The 13,868-nt window shown below is 69.9% G+C and carries 17 protein-coding genes; 9 read left to right on the forward strand and 8 right to left on the reverse strand.

Going from position 1 to position 13,868, the window contains the following annotated elements:
* A partial coding sequence (locus AC06FP_RS14135) for a TonB-dependent receptor (RefSeq protein WP_478075940.1) occupies window positions 1–1,192 on the forward strand: 1,192 nt, incomplete at its 5' end.
* Window positions 1,193–1,259: 67 nt separating this feature from the next.
* Window positions 1,260–3,356: a prolyl oligopeptidase family serine peptidase gene (locus AC06FP_RS14140; protein ID WP_478075941.1), complete on the forward strand. Its 2,097-nt coding sequence runs from the start codon at window positions 1,260–1,262 to the stop codon at window positions 3,354–3,356.
* Between the two features lie 99 nt (window positions 3,357–3,455).
* On the opposite strand, the gene AC06FP_RS14145 is transcribed toward AC06FP_RS14140, so the two are convergent.
* The 5 genes from AC06FP_RS14145 to AC06FP_RS14165 form a co-directional block, all read right to left on the reverse strand.
* A complete protein-coding gene (locus AC06FP_RS14145) occupies window positions 3,456–3,770 on the reverse strand; it encodes a DMT family transporter (protein WP_478075942.1) in 315 nt (104 codons plus the stop codon).
* A gap of 1 nt (window position 3,771) precedes the next feature.
* Window positions 3,772–4,128, reverse strand: a complete 357-nt coding sequence (locus AC06FP_RS14150) for a DMT family transporter (RefSeq protein ID WP_478075943.1) — start codon at window positions 4,126–4,128, stop codon at window positions 3,772–3,774.
* A 53-nt stretch (window positions 4,129–4,181) separates the two neighbouring features.
* Window positions 4,182–4,790, reverse strand: a complete 609-nt coding sequence (locus AC06FP_RS14155) for a TetR/AcrR family transcriptional regulator (RefSeq protein WP_478075944.1) — start codon at window positions 4,788–4,790, stop codon at window positions 4,182–4,184.
* A 192-nt stretch (window positions 4,791–4,982) separates the two neighbouring features.
* The gene (locus tag AC06FP_RS14160; protein ID WP_478075945.1) at window positions 4,983–5,960 is read right to left on the reverse strand and encodes a sensor domain-containing protein; all 978 of its coding nucleotides are present in this window, start codon (window positions 5,958–5,960) and stop codon (window positions 4,983–4,985) included.
* Entirely contained in the window at window positions 5,957–6,322 is a 366-nt protein-coding gene (locus tag AC06FP_RS14165) for a PadR family transcriptional regulator (RefSeq protein ID WP_456116627.1), read from the reverse strand. Before AC06FP_RS14165 ends, AC06FP_RS14160 begins: the two co-directional genes overlap by 4 nt.
* A 153-nt stretch (window positions 6,323–6,475) precedes the next feature.
* Here AC06FP_RS14165 and AC06FP_RS14170 point away from each other — a divergent pair, with 153 nt between their 5' ends.
* Window positions 6,476–7,372, forward strand: coding sequence for a peptidylprolyl isomerase (locus tag AC06FP_RS14170; RefSeq protein WP_478075946.1), 897 nt, complete (start codon window positions 6,476–6,478; stop codon window positions 7,370–7,372).
* Between the two features lie 59 nt (window positions 7,373–7,431).
* Here AC06FP_RS14170 and AC06FP_RS14175 read toward each other — a convergent pair whose 3' ends face one another.
* Window positions 7,432–8,304: a DMT family transporter gene (locus AC06FP_RS14175; protein WP_478075947.1), complete on the reverse strand. Its 873-nt coding sequence runs from the start codon at window positions 8,302–8,304 to the stop codon at window positions 7,432–7,434.
* Between the two features lie 200 nt (window positions 8,305–8,504).
* On the opposite strand from AC06FP_RS14175, the gene AC06FP_RS14180 reads away from it, so the two are divergent.
* Complete coding sequence (locus tag AC06FP_RS14180; protein WP_456116630.1) at window positions 8,505–8,798, forward strand: hypothetical protein; 294 nt, start codon at window positions 8,505–8,507, stop codon at window positions 8,796–8,798.
* Window positions 8,799–8,872: 74 nt separating this feature from the next.
* Here the strand turns inward: AC06FP_RS14180 and AC06FP_RS14185 are convergent, their stop codons facing one another.
* Both AC06FP_RS14185 and AC06FP_RS14190 read right to left on the reverse strand, forming a co-directional pair.
* On the reverse strand, window positions 8,873–9,640 hold the full coding sequence (locus AC06FP_RS14185; RefSeq protein ID WP_478075948.1) for a DUF4349 domain-containing protein: 768 nt from the start codon (window positions 9,638–9,640) through the stop codon (window positions 8,873–8,875).
* 23 nt (window positions 9,641–9,663) lie between these two features.
* Entirely contained in the window at window positions 9,664–10,020 is a 357-nt protein-coding gene (locus AC06FP_RS14190) for a GFA family protein (protein ID WP_456116632.1), read from the reverse strand.
* A gap of 106 nt (window positions 10,021–10,126) precedes the next feature.
* Between AC06FP_RS14190 and AC06FP_RS14195 the strand changes: the two genes are divergently transcribed.
* The 5 genes from AC06FP_RS14195 (at window position 10,127) to AC06FP_RS14215 (ending at window position 13,843) form a co-directional block, all read left to right on the forward strand.
* Window positions 10,127–11,929: a DUF885 domain-containing protein gene (locus AC06FP_RS14195; protein WP_478075949.1), complete on the forward strand. Its 1,803-nt coding sequence runs from the start codon at window positions 10,127–10,129 to the stop codon at window positions 11,927–11,929.
* 146 nt (window positions 11,930–12,075) lie between these two features.
* Entirely contained in the window at window positions 12,076–12,327 is a 252-nt protein-coding gene (locus AC06FP_RS14200) for an SHOCT domain-containing protein (RefSeq protein WP_478075950.1), read from the forward strand.
* 148 nt (window positions 12,328–12,475) lie between these two features.
* Window positions 12,476–12,970 (forward strand): LuxR family transcriptional regulator, encoded by a 495-nt coding sequence (locus tag AC06FP_RS14205; protein ID WP_478076036.1) that lies wholly within the window; start codon window positions 12,476–12,478, stop codon window positions 12,968–12,970.
* A gap of 78 nt (window positions 12,971–13,048) precedes the next feature.
* Window positions 13,049–13,447 (forward strand): MAPEG family protein, encoded by a 399-nt coding sequence (locus tag AC06FP_RS14210; RefSeq protein ID WP_478075951.1) that lies wholly within the window; start codon window positions 13,049–13,051, stop codon window positions 13,445–13,447.
* A 21-nt stretch (window positions 13,448–13,468) separates the two neighbouring features.
* Complete coding sequence (locus AC06FP_RS14215) at window positions 13,469–13,843, forward strand: VOC family protein (protein ID WP_478075952.1); 375 nt, start codon at window positions 13,469–13,471, stop codon at window positions 13,841–13,843.
* The last annotated feature ends 25 nt before the right edge of the window (window positions 13,844–13,868 follow it).

Genomic DNA, 13,868 nt, shown 5'->3' on the forward strand with positions numbered 1-13,868 from the left:
CGTGGCCAGCTTCGCCACCAGCTACGCCTTCGACGGCTCGCAGCTGTTCTACTCCTATGCCGACGCGGACCTGACCTATGCCAACGACGGCATGCTCAATCCGACGACGACCTACGTGAGCAACATCCAGATTGGCGTGCGCACCCACGAGCTGCGCTGGTCCTCCACCGGCGAGCGCACCCTGGACTGGACCGTGGGCTATTACCTGCGCAAGGCCGACCGCCATGACCGCTCCAGCGTCGGCGGCGTGCCGCCCAGCCGCTCGGTGCAGTTCAACGACGCCTACGCCCTGTTCGGCGAAGCGACCCTGAAGCTGCCCAACCCGGCGTGGTCGCTGACCGCGGGCCTGCGCTATTTCAAGGACGACGTGGATGCCGAATCGGTGTCCACCGACCGGACCTCGACCCTGGATGCGAAGTTCGACAGCTGGAACCCGCGCCTGGCGCTGTCGTTCAAGCCCGTCGAGGACACCACCCTCTATGCCAGCGTCGCCCGCGGCTTCCGCTCCGGCCAGCTGCAGCCGATCACCTCCATCCTGCTGGCCGAAGCCAACGGCATCGAACTGCCGGCGACCATCGCCCCGGACAGCATCCTGACCTACGAGCTGGGCGCAAAGTCGCTGCTGGCCGGCGGCAAGCTGATGCTGGAAGGCGCGCTGTTCTACAGCGACTGGAAGGACGTGGCGGTACGCGTGCCGATCACGGCCAGCATCAACGGCCTGACCAACTCCAGGGGCACCGAGAACAAGGGCGTGGAGGCGAACCTGATCTACACGCCCAATGCCTCGTGGATGCTGCAGGTGGGCGGCAGCTGGATCGACGCCACCTATGCCGAGGACGTGCCGGGCACGCCGCTGCACAAGGGCACGCCGGTCTACAACGTGCCCAAGACCAGCTTCAGCGCCTCGGCGGCCTACAACTGGCCGGTGGGCGACACGCTCAAGGGCATCGCCCGCGCCGGGGTGGTGCACGACGCGCGGCGTGAGACGGCGTTGACCTCGGGCACACCGGGCGACGCGGTCACCTCGGCCAACGCCCGCATCGGCCTGGAATCGCCCAGCGGCTGGTCCGGCTACCTGTACGGCGAGAACCTGACCGACGACAACGGCGCGCTCAACGCCCGCACCGCGGCCGGCATCGCCAACCGCCTGCGCCCGCGCACCTTCGGCATCGTGCTGCGCTACGACTACTGACCCACATCGGCCGGGCATGCGTCACCGCTGCCCGGCCATTCCGGGAGAGACACCAATGATCAGGAACATGCTGAAACGGGCCCTGCTCGCCACCGCGTCCATCGCGGCCGCGGCCACCGCCGCCGGAAGCGACGACCAGTGGCTGGAACAACCGCATGGCGAACAGGCCCTGGCCTGGGCACGCCAGGCGACGCAGTCGTCCACCACCGCGCTGCGCGCCCTGCCGGCCTATGCCGGCGTCCGCAGGGAACTCGATGCGCTGCTGAAGGCGCGGCCGGCCGAGCCGGACGTGGTGCTGCTGGGCGCGCGCGCCCTGCGCTTCCTCAAGGACGCGGCCCATCCCCACGGCCTGCTGCAGACCACCGGCCGCGATGCGCAGGGCGCGCCGCTGCCGGACTGGACGACCGTGCTGGACGTGGCGCGCCTGCGCGACGAAGAAGGCATCGCCTTCGAGCTGCAGGCCTACGACCTGGGCAACAGCTGCCTGGCGGAGACCGCGCGTTGCCTGCTGCGCCTGTCGCCGGGCGGTGGCGACGAAGTCGAGATCCGCGAGTTCGACCTGGCGCAGCGGCGCTTCGTCGCCGACGGCTTCCGCGTCCCGCGTTCGCGCGCCTTCGCGCACTGGATGGGGCGCGACACGCTGCTGGTGGAAACCACCGCCGACGGGCGCCCGCGCACCGCCGCCGGCTGGCCGGCGCAGGTCGCGCTGTGGCAGCGGGGACAGGCGCTGGCGCAGGCCCGTACCGTCTACGAAGGCGCTGCCGGCGACGCCATCCTGCAGTTGTCGGCCAGCCATGACCCGGCCGCGCCGCGCGGCGTCATCACCCGCGCCCTGGACTACTCCACGTTCGAGATCCACGTCGTCGAAGCCGACGGCCGCCATCACCAGCTGCCGCTGCCGCGCGACCTGGCGCCGATGGGCGCCATCGACGTCACCGACACCCATGTCATCGTGCAGCTGGGCAGCGCCGCGGATATCGACGGCAGGCGCTACGAGGCGGAAACCGTGCTGGCCTATCGCCTAGACGACCGCGCGCGCAACCGCGCCAGCGTGATCTTCGCCCCCGGCGCCGGCGAGTTCGTCAACGGCAAGGCGGACGTGGCGTCGGTTGGCGGCCAGGTGGCCCTGGTCAGCAACCGCAACCTGCGCCAGCGCCTGCTGCTGGCGACGCCAGACGGCGAGGGCTGGAACAGCCGCGAGGTTTTCCAGGCCGAACCCGGCGACACCATCGGCATCCGTGGCGGCGACGAGCTCGTGGTCATCACCGACGGCTTCACCACGCCACGCCGCCAGGAGCTGTACCGCGATGGCCGCGCCCCGCTCCTGCTGGCCCGCGACCCGGTGATGTACGACGGCGGCGACTACGTCACCGAGATCGGCAGCGCCGTTTCGAAAGACGGCACGCCGGTGGACTATTTCCTGCTGCGCCCCCGGCACCTGGCCGACGCGCCGCAGCCGCTGCTGGTCACCGGCTACGCGGCCTTCGCCACGTCCTTCCGACCGGGCTACTTCGGCTACATCGTCGGCGGCCCGGCGTTCAAGCTGTGGCTGGACCGCGGCGGTTCGCTGGTCATCCCCGCCGCGCGCGGCGGCAACGAACGCGGCGAGGCCTGGCACCGCGCGGCCATGCGCGAACGGCGGCAGAACTCCTACGACGACTTCATCGCGGTGATCGAGAAGCTGCAGCGCAGCGGTTACACCTCGCCCGGGCATACCGGCGTCTTCGGCTCGTCCAATGGCGGCCTGCTCGCCGCCACCCTCGGCATCCAGCGCCCGGACCTGTTCAACGCGGTGATCAGCGACGTGCCGCTGACCGACCTGATCCGCATGCGTTACATGGGCATGGGCGCGGCGTGGATGAACGAGTACGGGAACCCGGACGATCCCGCCGAAGCGAAGGCCATGCTGGCCTATTCCCCCTACCAGAACGTGCGCGGCGGGGTGTCCTATCCGCCGTTCCTGGTGACCATCTCCACCGAGGACAACCGGGTGGGCCCGGGGCACGCGCGCAAACTGGCCGCAAAGCTGCAGTCGGTCGGCGCGAAGGCCTATTTCCTGGAAGATGAGGAAGGCGGCCATGGCGTGAGCGACGCCCTGCGCAACCCCGACCTCATGGCGATGCGCATGGCCTTCCTGATCGACCGCCTGATGCTGGACCGCTAGCCGGAAGTCCGCGTGGCACGCCACTCGCGTGCCACGCGGAACCACCGCGCGCAGCGTCGAGCCATCCTTCCCCTGGGCACGGGAAAGGCCGGCCGGGCTTCAGGCCATGGCCTTCAGGCCAGCCACACCGACCACGATCACGCCCAGGCTGAGCAGGCGCGCGGTACTGCGCGACTCACCGAAGAACAGCATGTTCACCAGCACCGCCGCCGCGGTGCCCAGCCCGATCCATACCGCATAGGCCACGCTCAGCTGCAGGTAGCGGAACGACTGGTACAGCAGCACGAACGAGGCGCCGAAGCCGCCAAAGAACAGCAGCGCATTGAGCGCATTCCTGCGCCGGCTGTAGCGCTTCAGGCCAACCACGCCCAGCGTTTCCATCAGCGCGGCGATCACCACCAGGAACCAACCCATCTCAACCTTCCTTGCCGGCCGCGCCGGCGGTTTCCGCTTCCCTGCCATCGGCCAGCTTCAGCGCGATCACGCCCGCCACCAGCAGCGCCATGAAGGCGCCCTTGGCGACGCTGAAGCTGCCACCGAACAGGAAGATGTCCATCAATGCCGCGCCCACCGTGCCCACCGCCGCGAACACCGCGTACACGGTGCCGGTCGGCAGGGTTTCGCAGGCGCGGGCCAGCCACTGGAAGTCCACCAGGATGACCGCGATGATCGGTATCCAGTGCCACCAGGCCGAGGCCACGTTGAACCCATACACCCAGACCAGCTCGAATGCGCAGGTCAGGGCAACAAACAGCCAGCCTTTCCCGGCCATGTCGTTCTCCTTGCTTCTCGTCGTCGTGTGCGGCGCGCATGGGCCCGCCGTGATCAGAACGCCGGCGTGCGACCCAGTCCGGCGCCGATGAAACGCTCCAGTTCGGCCAGATGCGCACGCGCCTCCTCGGCCGACGTATCGGCATACAGGTGCACCTGCTCGGCGGCGGCCTCGATGGCACCGACCAGCACCCGCGCGGCATGCCGCGGCTGCACGCCGCCGGCGATCGCGCCGTCCGCGCGCGCCTGCTCCAGCAGCCGCTGCAGCCAGTCGTACAGCGGCGCGTAGATCTGCTCCCAACGGCGCATCTCGCTGGTCTGGGTCATGCCGCTGTACAGCAAGGCCACTTCTTGGTGCTGCGCGCCGACCTCGGTGAAGATCGCCGCGGCCAACCGGTCCAGCTGCTCGCCGGCCGGCAGGCCATCGAGCTGCGCATGCAGGCGCGCCAGCAACCGGGTCAGCACGCGCTCGGCGATGCCGCCCATCACCGCCAGCCGCGACGGGAAGTACAGGTAGTACGTTCCCTGGGCGATGCCGGCGCGCTTGACGATGTCCGATACCGTTGCCTTTTCCACGCCCTTTTCGGCGAACACGGCGATGGCGGCATCGATGATGGCGGCGCGCTTGTCCATGGCGAATCCAACTGACTGACTGTCAGTCATTTTAGGAATCCGCTCCGCGAGGTCAACCCGGCCCCGCGCCGGGGCTGAACCATGATTCAGAAAGGCCCGCTCCGCGTTCCGGGGAAACGCCCGGCCCCACCCCCGCCCGGACCGCTTGCCAGCGCCGGGGTAGCCCCCGAAACGAACGAGGCGCCCAAGGCGCCCCGTTCGTCAGGCCTGTTGCCATGTGGCTTACAGGCGCACCAGCAGGTGCTTGGCGACCGCGCCATGCAGCCTGCCGATGGCGCGCGCCAGGTGCAGGGTGGCGAACAGCAGCGCCAGGCCCGCCGCCATCGACAGCGGCCACAGCCAGACGCTGCCGGCCACGTTGACGCCATCGATCCAGATGCCGACCGGCTGGTCGAACAGCACGTCGGCCAAGGGCCCGAACACCAGCGCCAGCGACGTCGAGAGCAGGGTCGTGGCGATGCTGAAGTAAGCCACGCCCAGCGGCAGCATGAGCACGAAGTACAGCATCGTCAGCCAGGTGCGGCCGTCGCTGAACATCGCGCCGATCCGCGCCAGCCAGCCCTGGCTCCTGTCGGTATACGCCGGCCGGCGCGGCATGCGCACGCCCAGCAGCGCCTCGATGATGCGGCCTTCCACCAGCGACAGCACCCGCACCGAGCCCAGGAACAGCAGCAGCACGGGGATGCCGACGATCAGGATCAGCAGCGATACCGACAGCGACAGCCCGGTGACCACCCAGGTGAAGAAGAAGATGCCGGTGACCAGCGACAGCAGCATGTAGAACAGCGCGCCGTAGGTATGCGGGTCCAGCACCACGCCGAAGAAGCGCGCCGCCGCCGAGCGCGGCTTCGGCACCGCCGGGGCGGTCGCGGCAGCGGCAGCGACGCCTGCCGCCGGCGGCGGCGGCGCCGGCCGGCGCCCGGGCAGCGGCGTGCGCAGCGCGCGGTTCACCGTCACCTCGGTCTCGCGGTAGATCTCGGCCACCTCCTCCGGCGCGCCGTAGCTGCCGGCGACGCCGGCGATCACCTCGGCCTCGCTCTTGCCGGCCTGTTCGGCCAGCTCCGAGCGCAGGTATTCCTCGGCGTCGTACAGCGCGTCCTGGATCATCGCCGGGTCCGCGCCGGCCAGCGCGGCGCGCAGCTGCTCCAGGTACTCGGGAATCGTAGTCGGCAGCGGCCGCGCGTTGTGCTCGTTGTTCATCGTTCGACTCCCTCCAGTACGGACTCCAGCGAGTCCCGGGTGGCATTCCAGGCGGCGATCCACTGCTTCAGCACGGTGCGGCCCTCGTCATTGATGCGGTAGTAGCGCCGCGGTGGCCCGGCCACCGACGGCTCGACATGGCTTTCCAGCAGGCCGGCGCCTTCCAGGTTGCGCAGCACCGGGTACAGGGCGCTCTGCTTGCCGCTGAGCACGCCGTCGCCGGTGCGTTCCAGCTCCTTGGCGATCAGGTAGCCGTACAGCGGCTCCCCCGCCCTGGCCAGCACCGCCAGCAGCGCCAGCGAGACCGTGCCGGCGCTGAGCTCCTTCTGGAATTTGCGCAGCTGGGCTTCGACGTCACCCATGGCCCTTGCTCCTGCCGACTAGCCTGAAGCCAACACTATTACTCACTTCGCTATAGCGGATGTGCCGGTAGTCACCCCACTCCCGTCACGGTCTGGCGGCGGTACCCGGCGATCACGCAGAATCGGCCCACACCCGACCACGGAATGCGCCCGATGACGCTACGCCCGACCCTGCTGGCCCTGGCCCTGCTGCTGTCCCCGCTGCCGGCGCTGGCGGCCGACGCGCCAGCCAAATACCGCAGCGTGCAGGACATCCTCGCCGCCTCGCCGGACAGCGACTGGCACGTACCGGCCGCCGACAACCTGCTGTACATGGACCTGGACGCGGGCCGCGTGATCATCGAGCTGGCGCCTGAATTCGCGCCCGAGCATGCCGGCAACATCCGCACACTGGCGCGCGAAGGCTTCTGGAACGGCACCAGCATCTACCGTTCGCAGGACAACTTCGTGGTCCAGTTCGGCGACGCCGACGGCGAGGACCCGGCCAGGGCGCGGCCGCTGGGCAGCGCCAGGACCCACCTGCCGGCCGAGTTCCAGCGCCCGTCGCGCGGGCTGGCCTTCACCGCCCTGCCCGACCGCGACGGCTGGGCCGCGCAGACCGGCTTCGTCGGCGATTTCGCCGTAGCCAGCGACGGCGAACACACCTGGCTGGCGCACTGCTATGGCGCGGTCGGCGCCGGCCGCAACAACGACGAGGACAGCAGCATCGGCGCCGAGCTGTACGTGGTCACCGGCCAGTCGCCGCGCCAGCTCGACCGCAACATCACCCTGGTCGGGCGCGTGCTCAAGGGCATGGAACTGCTCAGCGCGATCAAACGCGGGCCCGAGCCGATGGGCTTCTACGAGGACGCCGCGCAGCGCACGCCGATCCGCTCCATCCGCCTGGCCAGCGACGTGCCCGCCGGCGAGCGCACGCCGCTGCGGGTGCTGCGCACCGACTCCAGGACGTTCGCCGACGCGGTGGAAGCGCGCCGCAACCGCCGCGACGACTTCTACAAGCGCCCGGCCGGCCACATCGACCTGTGCAACATCCCGCTGCCGGTGCGCTGAGCGCAGGCGCATGCGGATGACGGCAGCGGCCGTCGCCGCATGCCGTGGTCAACCGCGGCCTAGCGCTGGCTTACCGCCACGCTGCCCAGGATCAGGCCGCCGGCGACCAGCATCTGCACGGTCACCGGCTCGCCGAGGAACAACCAGGCGAACAGCGCGCCGAACAGCGGGATCAGGTAGGTGACGGTGGCCGCGCGCGACGGCCCGACCCGGCCGATCAGCCGGTAGAACACCAGGAACGCCAGGCCGGTGCAGAGGATGCCCAGGGCGATGGCGCTGGCCCACGAGGCCGCTGGCACCGGCTGCCGCGGCCAGTGGCTCAGCGCCATCGGCAGCATCCACAGCGAGGCGCAGCCCAGCGTGGCCGCCGCCGATGCCGCCGGCGGCAGTCCGGCCATGTGGCGGCGGACGAGATTGGCGCCCAGCCCGTAGAGCAGCGCCGCCACCGTGCCGGCCACCACCGCCGCGCCGATCGCCAGGCCCGAGACCTTCGCCGTGGCCAGCACCACCACGCCGGAAAAACCGACCAGCAGGGCGAACGCGCGGCGCGGGCCGATCTTCTCGCCGAAGAACAGGAAGCCGATCAGCGCGGCGAACAGCACCGTCATCGCGTTGCAGATCGCGCCGATCGCCGCCGGCGCGCGTTCGGCGGCCCAGGCGAACAGTACGAACGGCAGCGCCGAATTGACCAGGCCGATGGGTGCCAGCCACAGCCAGCGCCGCGCCGGGAACTGCGCCCGCGCGCGCCACAGGAACGGCATCAGCACCAGCGCGCCGAGCAGCAGGCGCATTTCCACCAGCGCGTACGGGCCGAAGTGCGGCACCGCGATGCGCATGAACAGGAACGACGCGCCCCACACCATGCCCAGGCCCAGCAGTTCCACCGGCGTGACCCAGTCGCGCGTGGCCCGCGCCGGCACCGTTCCGTTCATCGCCCCGCTCCCGCGGCTACCACGCTCTTTGCCACCCTTGCCGCACACGCCATGGACATCCCTCCGTTGCTGGACCGCAAGCATCCGCCCAACGCGGCCCGCTGACAAACGCCGGCGATGCTCGCGCCCGCGTCATCGCGCTTCACGCCTCCTTGCCCGGCCGCTGAACAAGCTGGACGCCCCTTCCCATGGAGATCGCCATGCCCCTGCTGCGCATCCGCATCACCGGCAGCGCCGACGACGCCCTGGCCGTAAGCGACCTGCTGCACGGTCTGGAAGGCATCGAGCACGTCGAGGACACCGACGACCTCATGCCGCACATGGACGACGAGGATTCCAGCTCGGCCGGCCTGTCCGACGACATCGGCCCCGGCATCCACGAACTGGAAGTCGAGGTCGGCAACGATGCCACCGCGCAGAAGGCGCGGCAGGCGGTGGAGCTGCTGGCGCGCGAACGCGGGCTGGTCATCGAGTACGAACACGACGAGGGCTGAGCCGCCGCGTCATCGCCCCTGGCGGCCACGAAAAACGCGGGAGCGCACCCTGGTGCGCTCCCGCACGACGGTGGTCAGCCGCGCCGGCGCCGCCGGCGCCACAGTTTCAGCCCGCCCCACAGCAGCGCGCCACCGACCAGCAGCAGCGGCAGCAGGCCGGCGAAGATGCGGATCAGGTAGGCCAGGCTGGTGGTGAAAATATCGCCGAACTCGCCCAGCGCGCGGCCGATCTCGCTGCGGTTGCGCTGGCTGCTGGTCGACTCCAGCTGGATCGTCACCTTCTGCGTATCGATGCGCCGGTGCTGCTGGGCGGCATCGCGGTCGGCCTGCTGCAGCCCCGCCTCGATCTCCGCCAGGCGCTGGGAAATGGTCAGCAGGTCGGCCACCGCCAGGTCCCTGCGCTGCTGGTACTCGCCCAGCCGCGCGTGTTCGTTCTTCAGCCGCGCCTGGGTCAGGCGCGTGTCGGCCACCTGCTGCGCCAGGTCCTCGGCGCGGGTGTCGCGCCGGGTCACCTCGCCCTGCTCGCTGGCCAGGGCGATGATCGGCTCCACGCCCTGCGGGGCGATGCGCACCTCGATCGCGCCGGAGGCGGTGTCGCCGCCGCTCTGCGACAGCTGCAGCACCGCGCAGTCGCCGAATTTGCCGCCCTGGCAGGCCTGCGCCACCGCCTTCAGCCGCGGCGCGATCTGCTCGCCGGGCAGGCGCAGCTGCAACGTGTGCTCATAGGCCAGGAAGGCGCCTTCAGGCGAGGCCATCGCCACCTCGGCGGCGGCGCCGGCGGTGCGCGCATCGTGCTTGCTGCAGCCGGCCGCCAGCAGCAGCGCCAGCAGCGTGCCCGCCATGGCGCATGACCGGTGCAGCACCGTCACCGGCTGGCCCCGTCGTAGCGCTGGATTTCCAGCGCCTCCAGGTCGATGGCCGGCACGCAGCGCAGGTTGACCGCCACGGTCGGCTCGCCGCTGCGCGGGTCCATCGCCTCGCTGAACGGCGCCACGCCGCAGACGCGGCAATGGTGGTGGTCGATGTGGCCGGAATTGAAGCGGTAGCTTTCCAGGTCCGCCGGGTCGCTCTTCAGCTCGAACCCGCTGCGCGGGCCGAACCACAGCAGCGAACCGCGCCGCCGGCAGATCGAGCAGTTGCAGGACAATGCGCTGGCGACCGGCTCGGCCGATTCGAACGCGAACGCGATGCGCCCGCAGTGACAGCTGCCTTCGTAATGCATGGCACAACCTCCAGGGGACACCGGCGGCCATGGTAAGCCAATGGCAGGGGCGTCGACCCGGCCGCTGGCCTATGCTCCGGTTTTCCCCTCCGCAACAGGTATCCCGATGCGCAAGCACCTGCTCGCCGCCGCCCTGCTGGCCAGCCTGGCCGGCTGCCAGAACAGCGACGCCCCGACCGCCCCGTCCACCGCCACCGAACAGGCCGGCCAGAGCCAGGCCGACGTGCAGTTCGCCGAGCTGTCGAAGAAGGCGCTGGATACCTGGATGCAGCTGTCCCCGGTCAGCGCCACCCAGATCGGCGAGCACCGCTACGACGGCGAGCTGGACGACCTCAGCGCCGCCGGCCAGCAGAAGAGCCTGGAGGCCAGCAAGGCGCTGCTCGCCGAGCTGGACAGGATCGATGTCAGCAAGCTCGGCCGCGAGAACCAGGTGGACGCGGCGATCCTGCGCAACCAGCTGCAGTCCGACATCTGGAACAACGAAACCCTGCAGTCCTGGCAGTGGGACCCGCAGGTCTACAACGGCCTGGCCGGCAGCGCCATCTACGGCCTGATGGCGCGCGAATTCGCGCCGCTGCCCGAACGCCTGAAGTCGGCCACCGCGCGCATCGAGAAGATCCCGCAGATCTTCGCCGCCGCCCGCGCCAACCTGGACCCGGCGCGCGTGCCGAAGATCCACGCCGAGACCGTGGCCAAGCAGAACAAGGGCATCCTCAGCCTGGTCGAAACCTTCATCACGCCCAACATCGGCCAGCTCGAGGCCGCCGACCAGCAGCGCCTGAAGACCGCCATCGACAACCTCGGCAAGGCCGTCGCCGAGCAGCAGGAATGGCTGGACAAGACCCTGGTGCCGAACGCCAAGGGCGATTTCCGCATCGGCGCGGAGAAGTACGACCAGAAGCTGAAGTTCTCGCTCAACTCCTCGCTGTCGCGCGCGGAGATCGGCGAACGCGCCCGCGCCGAACTGGCGCGCGTGCGCAAGGACATGTACGGCATCGCCCAGGTGGTGCTGAAGGACAAGCCGGGCGCGCCGGAGATGCCGGCCGAGCCGAGCGACGACCAGCAGCAGAAGGCCATCGAGGCCGCGCTGGAACTGGCCTATGCCGACAAGCCGGCGCGCGACAAGGTGGTGGAGGACGCCAAGGCCTCGCTGGCGCAGTCCACCGAATTCGTGCGCACGCACGACCTGATGACCCTGCCCGACGCGCCGGTGGACATCATCCTGATGCCGGAATTCCAGCGCGGCGTGGCCGTGGCCTACTGCGACTCGCCGGGCCCGCTGGACAAGAACCTGAAGACCTTCTACGCGGTCTCGCCGATCCCCGACGACTGGAACGACAAGCAGGTCGATTCGTTCCTGCGCGAATACAACAGCCGCATGATCCACCTGCTGTCGATCCACGAGGGCACCCCGGGCCACTACCTGGAAGGCTGGCACTCGGGCAAGTTCCCCTCCACCCTGCGCGCGGTGCTGCGCTCGGGCCTGTTCGCCGAAGGCTGGGCGGTCTATACCGAGCGCATGATGCAGGAACAGGGCTACCTGGATAACGACCCGCTGTTCCACCTGGTGCAGCTGAAGTTCTACCTGCGCACCATCGCCAACGCCATCCTCGACCAGGGCGTGCACGTGGACAACTGGAGCCGCGAACAGGCCATGCAGCTGATGACCCACGATGCCTTCCAGCAGGAGAGCGAGGCCGCCGGCAAGTGGGTGCGCGCGCAGCTCACCTCGGCGCAGCTGCCGACCTACTTCGTCGGCGCGCAGGAGCATTTCGATACCCGCAAGGCGGTGCAGGAAAAGCAGGGCGCCAACTTCAACCTCAAGGCCTACCACGACCAGATCCTGTCCTACGGCGCGCCGCCGGTGCGCTTCGCCCGCCAGCTGATGCTGGACCAGCCCATCGAGTAACGCACGCTCGATGCGACGCGCAAAGGCCCGGGATTCCCGGGCCTTTGCCGTTGTGCCGCGGGGAGCAGTGAAACCTGCTGGCGCCACTGCCTTCCCATCCCGTGGCGGACGACCGATACTCGGGCGCGACACTCAAGGAGAAGAGAATGGGCGGCTTCAGCATCTGGCACGGGATCATCCTGCTCCTGGCATTGGCCATCCCCGCCACGCTCGTCGGCCTGGTCATCTGGCTGGCGGTCCGCGCCTCGGGCAGGTCGGCCCGCGCCGCCACGCAACCGCCCGCCGCCGCTCCGTCGGCCGCCGCGCGGCTGCAGGAACTGGCCGCGCTGAAGTCGCAGGAACTGATCAGCGAGGCGGAATACGAGCGCAGGCGCGCCGCCGTGCTCCAGGACCTCTAGCCGTGCGCCGCCGCGCGCGCTGCGCTGGCCCCGACGCGCGGCACGGTCTTCACCACGCCGACACCGCCCAAGGGCATGATCGGCCCCACGCTCCCGTGTTCCACCCCGCCATTCTGGAGGTCGCATGAAAGTGATGCTCGCCGCACTGCTGTCCGCCGCCGCCCTCGCCGGCGCGCCCGCGCATGCCGCCTCGCCGGCCGACTCGCCGCTGGTGGGCCACTGGCTGCTGGACGTGGACAGCCTGCCGATGCCGCCGGAAGCGCGCCCGAAAAGCGTCAGCATCGTCTTCGCCGCCACGCCCGATGGCAGGTGGAACGAGCGCGTGGAGATCGTCGACCAGGCCGACAAGACCCTGCATTCGGAGTCCACGCTGTCCCTGGACGGCACGCCCGGCCGCGCATCCGGCACCTACTGGGTCGATGTCCTGGCGGCGAAGATGCCGGCCCCCGGCGTGCTGGTCATGCAGTTCGTCTACGAAGGCATCCCGCGCTCCACGCGCGTTTATTCCGTGAGCGGGGACGGCAAGGTCATGACCGAGACCGAGGCCTACTTCAAGGACGGAACGCCGATGATGCGCACCGCCCATTTCAGGCGCGCACCGAACGGATCGCAGGCAGCTCCGTCCAGGGAAAAAGGGTCGTAAAGCGGGCGCCGCGTTCGCGCGACGCCCGCGCGTCGCGCTCCACCCGCCGCAGCACGCCACCGTGAAACAGGAGCGCCGATGCACAACCCGCTGATCGCCCCGATGGCGGCGCACGTCGTCCTGGCCGCATTCCTGTACGTCCTGCTCACCGTCGCCCGGGCGCCGGCGGTCTGGGGAATCGGCCGCCGCGCCAACGGCGGCAATCCCTGGGCCGGCGTCGAACCGCGCATCGGCGCCAATCTTTCCAACCAGTTCGAGTGGCCGCTGTTCTTCCACGTCGCCTGCCTGCTTCTGCTGCAGGCGCAGGCCGGGCCCATGGCCGTCGCGCTTGCCTGGACGTTCGTCGCCGGCCGCGTCCTGCACAGCGCCGTGCAGATCCTGACCGGCAACGTCCGCCTGCGCGGCGCCGTCTTCACCCTCAATTTCCTGGCCGTGCTCGGCCTCTGGGGGGAAGTACTCATGACCCTGCGACGCTGACATTCAACCGGGGAAACCGCAATGAAACGCCTGTGGACGATCATCGCCGTCGCCGACGTGGCGCGGAGCTTCGCTTGGTACCAGTCGCTGCTCGGGCTGCCGCCGTCAGCGCCCGCGCACGATCATTTCGGCCAGTTGCTCGACGCCGACGGCACGGTGCTGCTGTGCCTGCACCAGTGGCAGGCGCACGACCACCCCACCCTCGCCAGCCCGGCGCGGGCCGAACCCGGCAACGGCCTGCTGCTGTTCTTCCGCGTGGACGACTTCGACCAGGCCCTGCAGCGCGCCCGGCAACAGCTCCCGGCGCTGACGCCCAGCCTGAATCCCTCCACCGGAACCCGGGAGTTCGCCCTTCGCGACCCGGACGGCTATTACGTCATGCTCAGCGCGTATTGACGGCGCCCGCCGCCGGCGCTATTGA

The organism is Stenotrophomonas sp. Steno-Z2 (assembly GCF_056393235.1).

What these genes read in the sequence shown, in the direction of transcription:
- AC06FP_RS14195 (WP_478075949.1), top strand. Translation starts at nt 10,127, where the DNA reads ATGCGCAAGCACCTGCTCGCCGCCGCCCTGCTGGCCAGCCTGGCCGGC.
- AC06FP_RS14215 (WP_478075952.1), top strand. Translation starts at nt 13,469, where the DNA reads ATGAAACGCCTGTGGACGATCATCGCCGTCGCCGACGTGGCGCGGAGC.
- AC06FP_RS14165 (WP_456116627.1), bottom strand. Translation starts at nt 6,322, where the DNA reads ATGGGTGACGTCGAAGCCCAGCTGCGCAAATTCCAGAAGGAGCTCAGC.
- AC06FP_RS14140 (WP_478075941.1), top strand. Translation starts at nt 1,260, where the DNA reads ATGCTGAAACGGGCCCTGCTCGCCACCGCGTCCATCGCGGCCGCGGCC.
- AC06FP_RS14200 (WP_478075950.1), top strand. Translation starts at nt 12,076, where the DNA reads ATGGGCGGCTTCAGCATCTGGCACGGGATCATCCTGCTCCTGGCATTG.
- AC06FP_RS14155 (WP_478075944.1), bottom strand. Translation starts at nt 4,790, where the DNA reads ATGACTGACAGTCAGTCAGTTGGATTCGCCATGGACAAGCGCGCCGCC.
- AC06FP_RS14180 (WP_456116630.1), top strand. Translation starts at nt 8,505, where the DNA reads ATGCCCCTGCTGCGCATCCGCATCACCGGCAGCGCCGACGACGCCCTG.
- AC06FP_RS14190 (WP_456116632.1), bottom strand. Translation starts at nt 10,020, where the DNA reads ATGCATTACGAAGGCAGCTGTCACTGCGGGCGCATCGCGTTCGCGTTC.
- AC06FP_RS14210 (WP_478075951.1), top strand. Translation starts at nt 13,049, where the DNA reads ATGCACAACCCGCTGATCGCCCCGATGGCGGCGCACGTCGTCCTGGCC.
- AC06FP_RS14145 (WP_478075942.1), bottom strand. Translation starts at nt 3,770, where the DNA reads ATGGGTTGGTTCCTGGTGGTGATCGCCGCGCTGATGGAAACGCTGGGC.
- AC06FP_RS14175 (WP_478075947.1), bottom strand. Translation starts at nt 8,304, where the DNA reads ATGAACGGAACGGTGCCGGCGCGGGCCACGCGCGACTGGGTCACGCCG.
- AC06FP_RS14160 (WP_478075945.1), bottom strand. Translation starts at nt 5,960, where the DNA reads ATGAACAACGAGCACAACGCGCGGCCGCTGCCGACTACGATTCCCGAG.
- AC06FP_RS14185 (WP_478075948.1), bottom strand. Translation starts at nt 9,640, where the DNA reads ATGGCGGGCACGCTGCTGGCGCTGCTGCTGGCGGCCGGCTGCAGCAAG.
- AC06FP_RS14170 (WP_478075946.1), top strand. Translation starts at nt 6,476, where the DNA reads ATGACGCTACGCCCGACCCTGCTGGCCCTGGCCCTGCTGCTGTCCCCG.
- AC06FP_RS14150 (WP_478075943.1), bottom strand. Translation starts at nt 4,128, where the DNA reads ATGGCCGGGAAAGGCTGGCTGTTTGTTGCCCTGACCTGCGCATTCGAG.